General features: G+C 67.0%; 13 protein-coding genes and 1 pseudogene. 9 read left to right on the top strand and 5 right to left on the bottom strand.

Features of this window, described 5'->3' with window-relative positions; genetic code table 11:
• Nucleotides 1-673, top strand: a 673-nt coding sequence (locus AOZ13_RS10285) for an aldehyde dehydrogenase family protein (protein WP_148294585.1), incomplete at its 5' end; no start/stop codon positions are given.
• Nucleotides 674-860: 187 nt separating this feature from the next.
• Here AOZ13_RS10285 and AOZ13_RS10280 read toward each other — a convergent pair.
• Entirely contained in the window at nucleotides 861-1,634 is a 774-nt protein-coding gene (locus tag AOZ13_RS10280; RefSeq protein WP_020220849.1) for an SDR family NAD(P)-dependent oxidoreductase, read from the bottom strand.
• A gap of 98 nt (nucleotides 1,635-1,732) precedes the next feature.
• Between AOZ13_RS10280 and AOZ13_RS15750 the strand changes: the two are divergent.
• A pseudogene (locus AOZ13_RS15750) lies at nucleotides 1,733-2,772 on the top strand (zinc-dependent alcohol dehydrogenase).
• Between the two features lie 253 nt (nucleotides 2,773-3,025).
• Here the strand turns inward: AOZ13_RS15750 and AOZ13_RS10270 are convergent.
• Nucleotides 3,026-3,895, bottom strand: coding sequence for a fumarylacetoacetate hydrolase family protein (locus AOZ13_RS10270; protein ID WP_020220850.1), 870 nt, complete (start codon nucleotides 3,893-3,895; stop codon nucleotides 3,026-3,028).
• A gap of 344 nt (nucleotides 3,896-4,239) precedes the next feature.
• On the opposite strand from AOZ13_RS10270, the gene AOZ13_RS10265 reads away from it, so the two are divergent.
• From AOZ13_RS10265 to AOZ13_RS10240, 6 genes are all read left to right on the top strand, one after another.
• The gene (locus AOZ13_RS10265) at nucleotides 4,240-5,667 is read left to right on the top strand and encodes a sugar porter family MFS transporter (protein WP_020220851.1); all 1,428 of its coding nucleotides are present in this window, start codon (nucleotides 4,240-4,242) and stop codon (nucleotides 5,665-5,667) included.
• 208 nt (nucleotides 5,668-5,875) lie between these two features.
• Entirely contained in the window at nucleotides 5,876-7,219 is a 1,344-nt protein-coding gene (locus tag AOZ13_RS10260) for a sugar ABC transporter substrate-binding protein (RefSeq protein WP_159101010.1), read from the top strand.
• An 18-nt stretch (nucleotides 7,220-7,237) separates the two neighbouring features.
• Complete coding sequence (locus AOZ13_RS10255) at nucleotides 7,238-8,839, top strand: sugar ABC transporter ATP-binding protein (RefSeq protein ID WP_020220853.1); 1,602 nt, start codon at nucleotides 7,238-7,240, stop codon at nucleotides 8,837-8,839.
• Between the two features lie 86 nt (nucleotides 8,840-8,925).
• A complete protein-coding gene (locus AOZ13_RS10250; protein WP_044957158.1) occupies nucleotides 8,926-9,825 on the top strand; it encodes an ABC transporter permease in 900 nt (299 codons plus the stop codon).
• A gap of 111 nt (nucleotides 9,826-9,936) precedes the next feature.
• Nucleotides 9,937-10,446 carry an LUD domain-containing protein gene (locus tag AOZ13_RS10245; RefSeq protein ID WP_021780510.1) on the top strand — a complete coding sequence of 170 codons (510 nt, stop codon included), beginning with the start codon at nucleotides 9,937-9,939 and terminating at the stop codon, nucleotides 10,444-10,446.
• Nucleotides 10,443-12,650, top strand: a complete 2,208-nt coding sequence (locus tag AOZ13_RS10240; protein WP_020220855.1) for an LUD domain-containing protein — start codon at nucleotides 10,443-10,445, stop codon at nucleotides 12,648-12,650. The genes AOZ13_RS10245 and AOZ13_RS10240 overlap by 4 nt, the downstream gene beginning before the upstream one ends.
• A 75-nt stretch (nucleotides 12,651-12,725) precedes the next feature.
• Here AOZ13_RS10240 and AOZ13_RS10235 read toward each other — a convergent pair whose 3' ends face one another.
• Nucleotides 12,726-13,592, bottom strand: a complete 867-nt coding sequence (locus AOZ13_RS10235; protein WP_020220856.1) for an amidohydrolase family protein — start codon at nucleotides 13,590-13,592, stop codon at nucleotides 12,726-12,728.
• A gap of 16 nt (nucleotides 13,593-13,608) precedes the next feature.
• On the bottom strand, nucleotides 13,609-14,568 hold the full coding sequence (locus tag AOZ13_RS10230) for a D-2-hydroxyacid dehydrogenase (RefSeq protein WP_021780509.1): 960 nt from the start codon (nucleotides 14,566-14,568) through the stop codon (nucleotides 13,609-13,611).
• A gap of 121 nt (nucleotides 14,569-14,689) precedes the next feature.
• Here AOZ13_RS10230 and AOZ13_RS10225 point away from each other — a divergent pair, with 121 nt between their 5' ends.
• Nucleotides 14,690-15,910: a mandelate racemase/muconate lactonizing enzyme family protein gene (locus AOZ13_RS10225; RefSeq protein ID WP_081641498.1), complete on the top strand. Its 1,221-nt coding sequence runs from the start codon at nucleotides 14,690-14,692 to the stop codon at nucleotides 15,908-15,910.
• 234 nt (nucleotides 15,911-16,144) lie between these two features.
• On the opposite strand, the gene AOZ13_RS10220 is transcribed toward AOZ13_RS10225, so the two are convergent.
• The coding region (locus AOZ13_RS10220) for an IS6 family transposase (RefSeq protein WP_148294584.1) at nucleotides 16,145-16,758 on the bottom strand (614 nt) is incomplete at its 5' end.

Raw genomic sequence — 16,758 nt, 5'->3', positions numbered from 1 at the left:
CGTCACGGACTCCGCGGACGTCGAGGAGGCGGCGTCCATCGTCGCCGGGGGCGCGTTCGGCGTCACCGGGCAGGCCTGCACGGCGACGTCGCGCGCGATCGTCCACGAGGACGTCTACGACGACTTCGTCGACGCCGTCGTCGCCGAGGCCGAATCCATCGAGGTCGGCCCGAGCCTCGACGGCTTCGACATGGGACCGCAGGTCAGCGCCGACGAGCGCGACGCGTCGCTCGAGTACATCGAGATCGCCGCGGACGAGGGCGCGACGCTCGCGACGGGCGGCGGCGTCCCCGACGGTCTCGAAGACGGCCACTTCGTCGAGCCGACCGTCTTCACGGACGTCGAACCGGACATGCGGATCGCCCAAGAGGAGGTCTTCGGGCCGGTCCTCGCCGTCATCCCGGTTTCGAGCTACGAGGAGGGCGTCGCGGTCGCGAACGACGTCGAGTACGGTCTCGCGTCCAGCGTCGTCACGGACGACCACACCGAGGCGAAGTCCTTCGTCGATGACGCCGAGGCGGGCGTCGTGAAGATCAACGAGGCGACGACCGGTCTCGAACTCCACGTCCCCTTCGGCGGGTTCAAGGACTCCTCCAGCGAGACGTGGCGCGAGCAGGGCGACGCCGGTCTCGACTTCTACTCCATCACCAAGACCGTCTACGAGAACTACTGAAGCGACACGGGGCGACGCGGAATCGCTCGTCCCCCACCGTTCTTCTCTCGTGATGCACCCGGTCGCGTGCGTCGTCTCGCATCGCGACCACGTCGATCGCGCGAACGCGTCCGCGCCCGTCGAAAGCGGGCGGGCCGCGCCGACCTCAGCGACGTCCCGTCAGTCGGCGGGCGCGACGCGAATCCCTTCAGAACGCGCTGTCCGCGAATCCGCCGTCGACCGTGATGACCTCGCCGGTGACGTACGACGACGCGTCGCTCGCGAGGTACACCGCGGCGCCGACGATTTCGTCGCGCTCGGCGACGCGACCGAGTATCGCGCGCTCGTCGATGCGTTCGCGCTTCTCGGTGCCCTCGGCGTACGTGTCCGCGTTCTGCGGCGTGATGACGAACCCGGGCGCGATGGCGTTGACGCGGACGTCGGGACCGAGTTCCTTCGCGGCCGCGCGGGTGAACGCCTCCACGCCACCCTTCGCCGCCGCGTACGCCGGGAGGTTCGCCATCGAGAGCCGCGCGGCCAGCGACGAGATGTTGACGACGCTCCCTCCATCGTCGAGCGCGGGCGCGAACGTCTGCGTGACGCGGCGGACGCCGTCGAGCGCGACGTCCGTCACGAAGTCCCAGTCGTCGTCGTCGACGCCGAGCACCGTCTCGCGCGAGATGGCGCCCTGCGAGGCGACGACGATGTCGATCCCGCCGAGGGTCTCGACGGCGGTCTCCCGGACTTCCGCGAGCGACGCCGGGTCGGTGACGTCGCACGTGACCCGTGCCGTCTCCGCGCCCCGCGCTTCGAGCGCGTCGCTCGTCTCCGCGACCGTCTCCTCGCTGCGGCTCGTCGCGATGACGTCGGCGCCCTCGCTCGCGAAGCCGAGCGCGATTGCCTGCCCGATACCGCTCGTTCCGCCCACGACGACGGCGCGTTTGTCCGCGACACTGACCGGCGTGTGTTCGTACGCGACCATACGCGTGCTGCGGCGACGCGGTACACAACTCTTGTGGAACGCGCAGCTGTCGGTCCGGATCCCGTAGAACTATGGTCGATGATGAACGATCGATACGTATGCGTGGATTAGCGAAAGTCGATCGGACGGCCGGCGCGATGGAACTCATCGAGCGGGACCGTCCCACGCCCGCGGAGGACGAAGCGCTCGTCGAAGTCGAGTACGCCGGTCTCTGCGGGAGCGACGCCGGCATCTACGAGTTCGAGTCGGCGTTCGAGCGCATGGAACTCCCGAACGTCATCGGCCACGAGTACTGCGGCACCGTCGTCGAGACCGGTGACGGCGTCACCGAGTTCGCCACCGGCGACCGCGTCGTCGAACGGCCGATCCGCGGCTGCGGGGAGTGTTACCAGTGTCGCATCGGGGAGTCGAACGTCTGTCAGAACTCCGTTATCACCGGCGTCGATCACGACGGCGCGTACGAGCGCTACATCGCGGTTCCCGAGGACGCGCTCCACCCGGTTCCGGACGACGTGAAGTCGAAGCACGCCGCCGTCGTCGAGCCGACGAGCATCGCCGCGCGCGCCGTCATCGAGAACTCGGATGTCGCGCCGGCGATCGCGTGCTCGTCGAGGGCCCCGGCCCGATCGGGCTGCTGAGCGCGCAGATCGCACGCGCGCAGGGCGGGAACGTCGTCGTCTCCGGCGTCGGGCCGGACACCGAATACCGCCTCCCGCTCGCGCGCGAACTCGGGTTCGAGACGACCACGGTCGGAGAGGACATGGACGCGACGCGCGACGCGATCACGGACGGCGTCGGCTACGACGTCGTCTTCGACACCACCGGGCATCCGTCCGGGCTGACGACCGCCGTCGACGAGGTGCGAAAGGGCGGTCAGATCGTGCTCGTCGGGCAGACGGGCGAGACGACGATGCCGTACTCGCCGCTCGTCCGCTCCGAAATCGACCTCCAGTGCTCGTACGCGTCGATGTACGAGGACTTCGAGCGCGCGCTCCGCGTGATCCGGACCGGCGCGGTGGACGCCCAGACGTTCATCGACGACCGCTTCTCGCTGCTCGACGCCGACGAGGCCTTCGAGGCGTTCGTCGACGGCGAGACGGTCAAGCCCGTCTTCGACGTCTCCGAACTCTACGAGTGACGCGGGTCGAGTGATCGCGGGGTCCGTCGGGTCGCTCCATGCGAGTCCGACGTCCCTCACCGCACTCATCGAGGCGTTTTTTCGAGGAGGCCGTGAGCGCCAGCGGTCGTCGGCGTCGCCGCCCGCGTGGAGTGGCGAACGGAAAGAGGGCGTGTGCGCGAGTCGATGTGATTCGTCACTAATGCCGTCTCCCGCGGAGACCGAGTCGCCTCGGGGAGAGATCGGTCCGCTCGGTGTGACGCCAGTCGTCGGTTCAGACGGTTCGGACGCCGTTCGTGAGCGTTCCGATCCCCTCGATGTCGATGGCGACCTCGTCGCCGGCGGCGAGGTCGAAGTCGTCGCTCGGGACGATCGAGGTGCCGGTGAGTAGCACGGCGAGTTCGGGGACGGCGTTGTGGCGCGTGTAGTAGTCCGCGAGCTCCTCGCAGGTGCGGACCATCTGAATGGTGGACGTCTCGCCCGTGTACACTTCCTCCCCGTCGCGCGTGATCGACATGGACATCGAGAGGTCGTGCGGGTCGGGAATGTCGTCGGTGCTGGCGACGCACGGCCCGAGCGAACAGCAGCGGTCGTACACCTTCGCCTGCGGGAGGTAGAGGGGATTCTCGCCCTCGATGTCGCGACTGGAGACGTCGTTGCCGACCGTGTAGCCGACGATGTCGCCCCGGTAGAGGACGATGCCGAGCTCGGGTTCGGGGACGTTCCACTGCGAGTCCGCGCGGACGCCGACGTCCTCGTCCGGCCCGACGGTCCGCGACGGCGTCGCCTTGAAGAACACCTCGGGGCGCTCGGCGTCGTAGACGTCGACGTACATGTCGGGCGTGTCGCTCTCCTCTTGGCGCGCCTGCTCGCTGATCTCGTAGGTGACGCCCGCGGCCCACACCTCCTCGGGGGCCACGGGGAGGAGGCGCTCGTCCGCGACGGTCTCGGCGTCGAGTTCGGACGCGTCGTCGAGCGCGCCGCGCGCGATCTCATCGATCGTCTCGTCCGTGACCGACGCGGCGCGCGCGAGATCCCGGAACGACTCCAGTTCGGGTTTCGCGGCGGTGAGATCGTAGTGCTGATCCGTCGTCTCGGCGACGAGGTGTCTCTCGGCACCCCGCGCTATCTGCTGGTAGCGCATGCCAATCATGTCTCGACTCCGGGTCTTAGCTCTTGCGTTGGTCGCTCGATCCCTCTCGCCCGCACGGGGATCGTTCTCTCCGAGCGTCCTCGATCGACGTCCGCGTCGTTCCGGCCGATCGCGAGCGATGCCGGGCGCGACCGATTGCCCTCCCGATAGCGACGCCACGCCGCCGGTTCCGGATCGTTCGACGCGCTTCTCCCCGAGAACATAATGCATTTATATACATATATCTTGAACCGTGATGTGAAGATTTACCGAATACCGAGTTGTGATCGGGTCGCTGGTGATCGTCTCTCGTCGGGGATAGGGCGTGCCGCCCCCGTCCCCGCTCGTAGTGAACGATGAACGCCTTCGATAGACTGCTGGACGCCGAACACGAGCACAAGCGGTTCGTCTACGTCATGGCGATCATCGCCGCGCTCAACGGCCTGCTGTTCGGGTTCGACACCGGCGTCATCTCGGGCGCGCTCCCGTACATCCAGCAGTCCTTTCACCTCTCGACGTTCCACGAGGAGATCGTCACCGCGAGCGTGCTGATCGGGGCGATGGTGGGTGGCTCCACCGGCGGTCGGCTGGCGGACCGACTGGGTCGCCGTCGGCTGGCGCTCGGGGCCGCGGTCGTGTTCTTCGTCGCGTCGATCGGGCTGGCGCTCTCGCCGAGCGTCTCGTGGCTCATCGCGTGGCGGATCGTCGAGGGGGTCGGCGTCGGGGTCGCGTCGATCCTCGGCACCCTCTACATCTCGGAGACGGCTCCGCCGGACATCCGAGGCTCGCTCGGGTTCCTCCAGCAGTTCATGATCGTGACCGGCATCCTCGTCGCGTACGTCGTGAACTACGCCTTCGCGCCCTCGTTCCTCGGCGTCATCGGGTGGCGTTGGATGCTCGGCTTCGGCGCGGTCCCCGCGGCGATCCTCGGGACCGGGATGTTCTTCCTCCCCGAGACCCCCCGGTGGCTCGTCGAAAACGGCCATCTCGACGAGGCCCGCGCGGTACTCTCGCGCATCCACACGCGTGAGGAGACCGAACAGGAGATCGACGCGATCCGCGAGGCAAGCCAGCAAGAGTCGAACGGCGACCTCTCGGAGCTGTTGAGTCCGTGGATCCGCCCCGCGCTCACGGTGGGCATCGCCCTCGCGGTCCTCCAGCAGGTCACCGGCATCAACACGGTGCTCTACTACGCGCCGACGATCCTCCAGAGCATCGGTCTCGGGTCGATCGCGTCGCTGTTCGGGACGATCGGGATCGGCGTCGTCAACGTGGTCTTCACGGCCGTCGCGGTGATGTACGTCGATCGAATCGGTCGCCGGAAGCTGTTGCTCATCGGGAGCGCCGGAATGACGGTGATGCTCGCCGTCCTCGGTCTCGGGTTCTACCTCCCCGGGCTCTCCGGGAGCGTCGGATACCTGACGCTCGGGAGCATGATCCTGTACGTGGCTTTCTTCGCGATCGGACTCGGGCCGGTCTTCTGGCTCCTGATCTCGGAGATCTATCCGCTCCACGTCCGCGGGACCGCTGAGGGGATCTCCTCGTTCTTCAACTGGGCGGCGAACTTCGCGGTCTCGCTGACGTTCCTCTCGCTGATGCAGCAGATCGGCCGGTCGATCTCCTTCTGGATCCTCGGCGTGTTCGGGCTGATCACGTTCCTGTTCACCTACTACCGCGTGCCGGAAACGATGGGGCGCTCCATCGAGGAGATCGAGGCCGATCTCCGCGAGAGTGCGATCATCGGCTCCGATCGAGGGACGTCCACGACCACGGACGACACCTAATCGGGACTCGTCGGCCGCCCTCTCGCTCGGACTGTCGCGACCGGCCGAATCGCCGTGGTCCCGTGCGCTCCGCTCGTTGGTCCTCGCGTCCGCGGGGTCGGTCCGCGGCGACGATACGACGCAAACGGGACATCCAGTTGTCATTAATGGTCGTTCAGCAACGATAGGATTATTAATGAGGGAGTTTTTGGTACAATCGGTTACGTCTATGCCCGAAAATGACAGGCGCAGTTTCCTGAAGGCCTCCGGCATCGTCGGAACGGCGGCGCTGACTGGCCTCGCGGGATGTGGCGGAAACGGTGGTGGACAGAGTAGCACCTCCAGCAGCAGCTCGCAGTCCTCGTCCTCTGGGGGGAGCGGCCAGACGGACGTGAAGCCGTTCGGGATGGTCACGACCCTCCAGAACGACCAGTGGCAGGCGTTCGCCAACGGCGTCCAAGAGGCCGCGAACGCCCTCGGCGCGCCCGACTCCGACTACAAGCAGAATCAGGGCCAACAGCAGAAGATGGTGAGCCAGCTCTCGACGGCGTTCACGAAGGGGTACAACGCCATCTGTGGGACGCCGTATCAGGCGTCCGGCGTGCCGACCGTCGTTCGCAAGTGCAAGCAGAACGACGCCGGGTTCGTCGACTTCTGGAACATCGCGAAGTGGTACACCCCGCTGGATGCCGGTGAGAACTTCATCCAGTACCAGATTCCGGCCGTCGCGAAGACGGGGCAGCTGACGGCCGAGATCCTCTTCGAGGAGATGGGCGGCGAGGGGAACTTCGTCCACATCACGGGGCCGCACGGCGTCACCGGACGCAACCGGAACATCGGCGTCGAGAACGCGATGAAGAAGTACCCGGACATCAACAAGCTCGGGATGCAGCCCGGCGACTGGTCGCGCCCGTCCGGGCGGAAGGTCATGTCCTCGTTCGTCTCGAAGTACGGGGACAAGATCGACGGCGTCTACTGCCAGAACGACGCGATGGGTCTCGGCGCGTACACCATCCTGAAGAACAACGACATGAGCGTCCCGATGGTCGGCTACGACGGCCCGAAGGACGCCGTCAACAACATCAAATCGACGAGCGCGGACGGCGACGGTCCGAACTGGGTCGCCTCCTTCTCCGCGAAGACCTTCTGGCAGGGCGGCTACGCGGTCGTCGAGGCCTTCGACTGGCTCAACGGCTGGCGTCCCACGGTTCCCGAGCGCATGATGTGGGGCGGTGGCGTCGTCGTCACGAGCGACCCGAGCAAGTATCGGGGGAAGCTGAAGACGGAGTTCGACGCCTCGTGGTCGAAGCCGGACGACTACCTCAGCGTCGCCTACTCCGACGGGAAGTCGCCCTACGACTGGAAGAAGATGTCCCGGACGCTCAACCCGGACGGTTGGGACCCGCAGAACAAGCTCGTCCCGATCCGCAAGGACGAGTTCAATCAGCTCAACTGGACGGAGTCGAACAAACCCAGCGGCTACTCGCTCCCGGACGCGTACAGCGAGTCGGGGACCTTCGACGACGTCGAGCAGCGCTACGCGAAGCACCACGAGACCGACCCGTACCAGTAGGGCGTCTCCCCCCACCACATGAGCACAACACACTCACACGACTCCACCGAAACGAGGGCGGACGCGGAATCGCGTGACCCCCTCCTGCACGTCGAGGGGCTCACCAAGCGGTTCAAGAACGTCACCGCGCTCGACGACGTCACGTTCGACATCCGCGAGGGCGAAGTCGTCGGACTCGTCGGCGAGAACGGCGCCGGCAAGAGCACGCTCTTGAACATCCTCTCCGGCGTCCACTCGGCCACCGAGGGACGGGTCGTCCTCGACGGCGAGGAGGTCACGTTCGATAGCCCGACCGAGGCGGCCGAACGCGGGATCTCGATCGTCCAGCAGGAGCAGAGCATCGTGCCCAATCTCACGGGCTACGAGAACCTCTTCCTCGGGCGCTTCGGTCAGTACACGAGCGGGCCGAAGCTCAACCGGAGCGAACTCCGCGAGCGCGGGAACGCCGTGCTGTCCGCGCTCGGGATCGATCTCGACCTCGACGCGCCCGTGCGGTCGTACGAGTTCAACGAGCGACAGATGCTCGAGATCGCGCGGGCGTTCAACAGCGCTCGCGAGGCGGAGAACCCGATCCTGTTCCTCGACGAGCCGACCGCGGCGCTCGAACAGTCCGGTCGCGACGTCCTCTTCGATCGCATCAACGACCTCCGCGATCAGGCGTCCTTCGTCTTCGTCTCCCACGAGCTCGAGGAGGTCATGAAGATCAGCGACCGCATCTACGTCCTGAAGGACGGAAGGGTCGTCGACGAACTTCCCGCCGAAAAGGCCACCGAGGAGGTCCTGCAGGAGAAGATGGTCGGACGCAGCACGTCCGAGGAGTACTACCGGACGAACGAGCAGCGCGAGATCGCACCTGACGCGCCGACGGTCCTCGACGTGGACGGACTCGGCGTTGACGACCTCGTGAACGACGTCTCCTTCGACGTCCGCGAGGGGGAAATCTTCGGCGTCGTCGGCGTCGAGGGAAGCGGCAAGCAGGCGCTCGGACGGGCGCTCGCCGGCGCCGCGGACGCCGAGGGCACGATCGCCGTCCGCGGCGAGATGGTCGAATCCGGCTCCGTCCCGCGGTTCGTCGAGGCGGGCGTCGGCTACGTCCCGAAGGAGCGAAAGAGCGAGGGCGTTCTCCTCTATCAGTCGCTGCGCGAGAACGTCTCGCTCCCCTCGATCAACACGCCGAAGCTCCAGCGGCGCCTCCCCGTCCTCGGGAGCCTGCTCCCCACGCTCGACTTCAACCGCGAGCAGGTGCTGGCCGAGGAGTCCATCGAGGACCTCGCGATCAAGACGCCCGGAACGGAAGCGCTCGTCCACACGCTCAGCGGTGGGAACCAACAGAAGGCGGTGATCGCGAAGTGGCTCCAGCGCGACGTCGACGTCCTCGTCGTGGACAACGTGACCCGCGGCATCGACGTCGGCGCGAAAGAGGAAGTGTACCGCGTCATCCGGCAGTTGGCCGACGATGGCGTCTCTATCGTACTCGTCGGGGACGAACTCCCCGAAGTCATTGGCATGTCAAATCGAATCGGCGTTATGCGACACGGTGAACTGACGACGGTCGTCCCCGCGCCCGCGGGCGACAAACCGGACGAAGAAACCCTCATCGAGGAGATGCTCCAGTCATGAGCGGGGCACAGTCCGACTCCCGACTGAGCGGTCTCTTCGAGGACCGGACGATGCAGGACTGGGCGCGCGACGCCGGCCCGCTGGCGATGCTCGTCATCCTCGTCGTGCTGTTCAGCGCGCTCTCCCCGTCGTTCCTGACGTTCGGGAACGTCGTGGACAGCATCATGATGAACTCCACCATCCTCCTGTTGGTGGCGCTCGCGGGGACGTTCCCCATCCTCGAGCAGAGCATCGACCTGTCCGTCGCGGCGAACCTCGGTCTCTCCGGCGTGCTCACGGCGATGGCGGTCAACCACTTCGGCGTCGTCGGCATCCTCGTCGGACCGCTCGTCGGTCTCCTCGCCGGCCTCGTGAACGGCGTCGTCTTCGCGAAGGGCAAGATCCCGTCGTTCCTCGTGACCCTCGGCACGCAGTCGGTGCTGATGGGGATCGCGTTGTTGCTCACGAACGGGAGTTCCCAGCCGTTCCGGAACCCGCTCGTCCAGCAGTTCGCCATCGGGAACGTCGTTCCGAGTGTGCCGAACCTCGTCATTTGGGGGCTGGTGTTCTACGTCATCACCGTCTTCGTCGCGTTCTACACGCCGTTCGGGCGCTACTGCTACGCGCTCGGCGAGAGCGAGAAGGTGACGGAGCTATCCGGCGTGCAGGTCGATCGGTACAAGATCGGCGTCTTCGTGCTCTCCGGACTGCTCTGCGGGATCGCGGGCGCGCTGCTGACGGCCCGCATCTCCTCCGGTGCTGCCGGAATGGGTTCCGGACTTCTCCTGCAGAGTATCGCGGGCGTCGTCATGGGCGGCACCGCGCTGACGGGCGGGGTCGGCGGTCCGCACCGGACGCTGATCGGCGTCCTCGTCATCGGCGTGCTGGAGAACGGCATGAACCTCATCGGGATCGGGTCGTTCGTCCAGCAGATCGTCCTCGGCGTCGTCGTCGTCCTCGCGGTCGCGATGTCGATGGACCGCGAGAAGATCGACATCGTGAAATAATCGCACGGATCGTTCTCCCCCGTTTTCGTTTCCGGCCTCCCGCGCCCGCGATCGCGCGGACCCGGGATTCCGTTGCCAACAGTTAACAGGAAGCGCCGTGAACCCCCTACCATGTCGACGGACACCGTCAGACGGTTCGAATCGTCGCTCGACGCCCTCGACGTGGGCTGTACGCGGACGGACCCCGCGGGCTTCCCGGACGCCCTCGACGCCGTGCTCGATCCGCCGGCGGTCGGGGTCCCCCTCGGGATCGACGGCGTGTCGCTCGACGGTACGCCGGTGGAGACGCCGCCGACGCCGCGCCTGCTCCGCGAGGCCGAGACGGGCGTGACGCCGGCCGGGAAGGCCATCGCGGAGTACGGCACGCTCGTCGTGGACGCGGACGCGACCGGGTGCGAACCCGTGAGCCTCTACCCGCCGACGCACGTCGCCGTCGTCCGCGAGCGGGACGTGCTCCCCGACGTGGAAGCCGCGACCGACCACCTCGGCGCGCGCTTCGCCGCGGGGGAGTCCTCCGTCTTCGCCACGGGCGTCAGCTCGACCGGCGACATGGGCGCGCTCGTCGAGGGCGTCCACGGCCCGAAACACGTCCACGTGATCGTCGTGGAGGAAGAGCCATGAGCGCGGGTCGCGAGCGTCGGCGCAAGGCGGAAAAGATCCGCCACCTCCTCGAGACGGAGGGCGACGCCGTCCACGAGAATACGACGGTCTTCAACGAGGACCGCTACGAGGTGACGGAGCGCTTCGACGATTTCGAGGCCCTGCGCGACGAAGCCCGCGCGATCAAGGAGGACGCCATCGAGCGCCTCCCCGAGCTGATCGAGGAACTCCGCGAGAGCGTCGAGGCAAACGGCGGCCACCTCTACCTCGCGGACGACGCCGCGGACGCCAATCGATACGTCACGGAGGTCGCCGCCGAAGAGGAGGCCGAGACGCTCGTGAAGTCGAAGTCGATGACCTCCGAGGAGATCGACGTGAACGAGGCCCTCGAAGCCGAGGGCGTGGACGTCTGGGAGACGGACCTCGGCGAGTTCGTCCTCCAAGTCGCCGACGAGGCGCCCTCGCACCTCGTCGGGCCGTCGCTCCACAAGACCCGCGAGGACGTCGCGGAGCTGTTCAACCACGTCTTCGAGCCCGAGGACCCCTTCGAGACGGCGGAGGAGCTGACGGAGTTCGCACGCGACTACCTCGGGGAGCGGATCCGCGACGCGGACGTCGGGATGACCGGTGCGAACTTCGTCGTCGCGGACTCCGGGACGATCACGCTCGTCACGAACGAGGGCAACGCCCGGAAGTCGGCGGTGACGCCGGACACGCACGTCGCCGTCGCGGGCGTCGAGAAGATCATCCCGAGCGCGGACGACCTCCAGCCGTTCGTCGAGCTCATCTCGAAGACCGCGACGGGACAGGACATCTCGCAGTACGTCACGATGCTGACGCCGCCAGTGGACTCGCCCACCATCGACTTCGATGCCCCGGACGAGCCGCTCGGTTCGGGCGACGGCGAGCGCGACTTCCACCTCGTCCTCGTCGACAACGGCCGCTTCGACATGCGCGAGGACGAGCACCTGAAGGAGACCCTCTACTGCATCCGGTGTGGCGCGTGCGCGAACTCGTGCGCGAACTTCCAGCACGTCGGCGGGCACGCCTTCGGCGGCGAGACCTACACGGGCGGCATCGCGACCGGCTGGGAGGCCGGTATCGGCGGCGAGGAGGCCGCCGACGACTTCAACGACCTCTGTACGGGCTGCAGTCGGTGCGTGAACGCCTGTCCCGTGAAGATCGACATCCCGTGGATCAACACGGTCGTCCGCGACCGGCTGAACCGCGGGCACGATCCCGACGCGTTCGACCACCTCGTCGAGGGTCTCACTCCCGACGAGGAGTCGGCCGGCGTCGACCTCCAAAAGCGCCTCTTCGGCAACTTCGAGACGCTCGCCGAACTCGGCAGTAAGACCGCTCCGCTCTCGAACTGGGTGGCGTCGAGTCGCCCGGCGCGCGCCCTCCTCGAACGCGTCGCGGGCATCGACAGCCGGCGCGAACTCCCCGCCTTCGAACGCGAGACCCTCGTCGAGTGGTTCGACGCGCGCGGGGGCTCGCGCGTCCCGCAAACGGGCGCGGAGCGCGAGGCCGTCCTCTACCCCGACGTCTACACGAACCACGTCCTCACCGAGCGCGGGAAGGCGGCCGTCCGCGTGCTCGAAGCCCTCGACGTCCACGTCCGGATCCCGTCGGCGCCGAGCAGCGGGCGCGCCCCGTTCTCGCAGGGGATGGTCGCGACCGCCGAAGCGAAAGCGCGCGGGGTCAGCGATCGCCTCGGGCCGTACGTCGACGACGGCTACGACGTCGTCGTCGTCGAACCCTCCGACATCGCGATGTTCGAGCGCGAGTACGAGAAACTCCTCCCCGGCGACGAGCACGAGTCCCTCGCCGAGCACAGCTACGAGATCGCCGAATACGTCTACGGGCTCCTCGAGAACGGCGGCGACGCCGCCGCACTCCGCGACGGGACCGGTGTCGCGGTCGACTATCACAGCCACTGCCAGCAGCGCACGCAGGGCCTCGAGGGGTACACGGTGTCGGTGCTCGACGCGGCGGGATTCGACGTGACGACGAGCGACGTCGAATGCTGCGGGATGGCGGGGAGCTTCGGCTACAAACAGGAGTATTACGAGCTCTCGATGGACGTCGGCGAGGACCTCCGCGAGCAGTTCACGGATGACGACGCGCTCCTCGCCGCCAGCGGCACTTCCTGCGTCGAGCAGCTGGGTGATCTCCTGCCGCGCGACGTCACGCATCCCGTCCAGCTCCTCGCGCCGCGCTGAACGACGCCGTCGGCACCTCGCGGCGAACGACGGGCACCCGTCACCGCTCGGCCCGCTCGGCCGTCGGCACCGCGATCAGGGATCGACGTGCCGTCGGAACGCGCGCTCGGTCAGCCACTCGCGATCCGCGCGCGAGAGCGTCTCGACGTGTGCCAACCACGAGACGGCATTCTCGTACGTCGCCTCGTCGCTCACGTTCGGATAGTCGGACCCCCAGATGACGCGTTCGCGGCCGAACGCGTCGAGCAGCCAGCGGACGTGCTCGTGCATGTCGGTGTACGGGTAGCCGGCGTCGGAGCGGTGGACGACCTCGGAGACCTTCACCGCGACGGTGTCGTACGCGGCGAGGTCGGCGAACGCCGCGAACGGTCCCTCTGCGGGCGGGACGTCCGGAGGCGCGTGCGCGAAGTGATCGAAGGCGTACCGGAGGTCGGGATAGGTCTCCACGAGGTCGAGCGCCTGATCGAGTTGGTCCTCGTGGGCGAGTATCTGCACGTACGCGTCGGTCTCACGCGCCGCGTCCCAGAACGCGGTCTCCTCGATGGCGTCGCGAAGCCACGTGACGGACGGGTCGAAGCGCTCCCACATGGCGTCGCGCGGGCACGCGGCGCCGAGTCGGAAGCCGAGGACGCCATCGGCCGCCATCGCCTCGCGAAGCGTCTCCGCCGCGTCGTCCGCGAACGGATCGAGCATCACGACGCCGTGCAGTCGGTCGTGCTCGGCCGCGCACGCGACCGTGTAATCGTTGGCCGTCCAGTCGGTGATCGGGTACCCGACGACGACCGCCTCGTCGACGCCCGCTGCGTCCATGTCCGCGAGGAGGCGCCGCGACGTGTACGCCGTGTGCACGTCGAAGGCGTCGATGCGGTCGATCAGCGCCCCGGTCGTCCACGGGCGGTCGGGACTCGGATATCCCCACGCGTGCGTGTGCGAATCGATCATTCGTCGCGTCCCGACACTACCGCACCCGGTTCTCCAGATCGGCGTCGTCGCCGGCCTCGTCGAGCCGGTCGAGGTTGCGCGCGAGGATGTCCGCGCAGCGCTCGTAGTAGTGCGGCGTCGAGCCGGCCATGTGGGGCGTGATGCGGACGTCCTCGAATCCCCAGAGCGGGTGGTCCGCCGGGAGCGGCTCCGGGTCCGTCACGTCGAGGGCCGCGCCCGCGAGTTCGCTCCCGCGGAGCGCGTCGACGAGCGCGTCCGTGTCGACGACGGGGCCGCGCGCGACGTTCACGAGCATCGCCGACGGCGGCAGGGTGTCGAAGGCCGCCTCGTCGATCAGCCCCTCAGTCGTCTCCGTCAGCGGGCAGGCGAGCACGAGGTAGTCCGTCCGGGCGAGCGCGCCGTCGAACGCCGGGCCCTCGAAGCCCACCACCTCGTCGGTCGGCCCCCCCTTCGCGGGCGTGTAACGGACGCCGATCGTCTCCACGCCGAAGGGTTCGAGGCGCTCGACGATCGACGTCCCGATCGCGCCGAGACCGACGACCGTCACCGTCGAGTCCTTCAGTTCGCCCGCGCGGTAGTGGTCCCACTGGCGCGCCTGCTCGCGACGCCATCCCTCGTCGAGGCGGCGAGCGGAGACGAGGAGGTAGCCGAGGACCTGCTCGGCCATGTTCGGCGCGTGGATGCCCGAGCCGTTCGTGACCGCGACACCCCGTGATTCGAGGTCGTCGAGCGGCAGGTGCTCGTAGCCCGCGGCCAGCCCCGCGAACAGCGTCAGGTCGTCGGCGCGTTCGAGAAGCTCCTCGTCGATCGCGCGCCCGGTCACCACGTCCGCGTCGGCGACGCGCTCCAGTTCCTCGCTGCGCGTCCGGGCGCGCACCACCTCGTCGTCGGGGCGTCGCCCCCGGATCTCGGCCGCGTACTCCGTCATCGGCATCCCGTGCGTTCCGCGTTTCAGGACCAGTATTCGTCGTGACATCGTGCGTGTGCCAACTGACGACACGATCATAGTCTTTCCGACGGGAAGGGGCAGCTACTTGGTGGGTGGTACCGTCGAACACTCCGTGACGGACTCGAAGTACCACCAGTTGGTCGCGGAGATGAAGGGCGGCATCGAGTGGCGCGACCTCTCGGACGGCGACATGGAGCGCGATCCCTCGCGGAGTGCGAAGATCACCGACGTCACCTGCCACGTCGTCGGCGGCAACTTCCCGTGGAACGTCATCACGGTCGAGACGGACGCGGGCGTCACGGGCGTCGGCGAGGCGTTCAACGGCCCGATCAGCGAGCACGTCGAGTACCTCCGGCCCGGACTCGTCGGCGAGAACCCCTACGACGTCGAGCGCCTCGAAGAGCACATGACCCAGCTCCTCTCGGGTCTCGGCGGCGGCGTCGGATACTCGCAGGCCGCCGTCTCCGGTATCGAGACCGCGCTCTGGGACGTCGTCGGGAAGCTCACCGGGCTCCCCGTCTACCAGCTGCTCGGCGGGAAGTTCCGCGACGAAGTGCGGATCTACTGCGACTGCCACGCCGGCGAGCACCTCGATGCGGGATCAGGGAAGGCCTTCGAGGCCTACGACCCCGAGGCGTACGCGGACGCCGCCGCCGACGTCGTCGACGAGGGCTTCGACGCGCTGAAGTTCGATCTCGACGTCGCCGCCGGGGACGCCGACACCGCGACGCGGCGGCTCTCGAACGCCGCCGTCCAGCACAAGGTGGATGTCGTTGCGGCCGTCCGCGAGCGCATCGGCGACGAGCCCGCCCTCGCATTCGACCTCCACTGGAACTTCACGGTCGAAACGGCGCTCCGGATCGCGCGCGAACTCGAGGCGTACGATCTCGCGTGGCTCGAAGACCCCGTCCCCCCGGAGAACGCGGACGCGCACCGCCGCGTCACCGAGGGGACGAGCACGCCGATCCTCGCCGGCGAGAACCTCACGCGCGTCGAGACCTTCCTCCCCTACCTCACCGAGGGGGCGATGGACGTCGCCGCCCCGGACATCCAGAAGTGCGGCGGCCTCGCGGAGTTCCGCCGCGTCGCCGCGCTCGCCGACGCCGTCGACGTCCCCGTGACCCCGCACAACGTCTCCAGCCCGATCGGCACGGTCGCGAGCGTCCACGCCTGCGCGAGCGTCCCGAACGCCTTCGTCCTCGAGTGGCACGCCCGCGACGTCGACTGGTGGGACGACCTCTACGAGGGCGCACCGCTCATCGAGGACGGTCGGATCACTGTCCCGGAGGGGCCCGGCCTCGGACTCGACATCGACGTCGACGCGTACAACGAGCGCCTCGCCGCGGGTGAGGAACCGATCGATCTCTGAGGTTGCCTTGTTTTGCCGGCGACGCTAACGTGCAGATCTGAGTGACCTAGGAATATTACTGGCAATGTTAACCGAACACGGATAGACCCTACCCCCACGCCCTCTTACGAATCAACGAGGTAGCATCAAGCGTACCGTGAAACCCGACGCCGTTGGCGATTCAACATAGCCGAGTGAACACGGTCGCGTTAACTTTGGCATGAGTTGTGACAGTTGTGTTCAGATAAGCTGATTTCACGCGAAGCTGAACGATCTGAGCCAATCGTCGGCGGTTTCTGCGTTGGCGTTGCTGAAACAGTTTGAGAAACAGATAGTTCGTCGTTTTATCCCTCTAAAGACACGCTCAACAGCATTCCGGTTTCCATGTTTCTCGTATCTGAAATCGAAGCCGTGACGCTGGCATGCATCTTGCAACGAGTGCGATCCATCGACGAGAAACACGGCGTGGGAGACGTCGTGTTTCTCGGAGAGTTCCGTCAGAAACGAATGAGCGAGAACCGTCGTTGTTGTCAGTTCACACTTTGTATGGAGTAATTCGTTCGTTTCTGGATCGACGGCGGCGTACAGCCAATACTGCTCGTCGTTCAGTCGGATCACAGTCTCGTCAACCGCAACGTGATCCGGACACCGACCAGATTCGGGCTGTAGATCGGCCTTGTGAACCCAATTGTGAATGGTAGATCGAGCACGTTTGACACCGAATACCCCCATAATAGATACAGTATTCGAAAGAGATGGTCCACCGAGATGCAGCTGAATACTGAGATTCATCAGCAATCGCGGTGTCGCTTCTCGTTCAACAAACTCTACGTTGATCTCGTCTAAACAACCGTTGAAGCGGTCGTTTT

It is taken from the genome of Halarchaeum acidiphilum MH1-52-1 (genome assembly GCF_000474235.1).
GTDB lineage: Archaea > Halobacteriota > Halobacteria > Halobacteriales > Halobacteriaceae > Halarchaeum > Halarchaeum acidiphilum.
The sequence above is the reverse complement of the archived record's forward strand: the minus strand, read 5'-3'. Positions and strand labels throughout refer to the sequence as shown.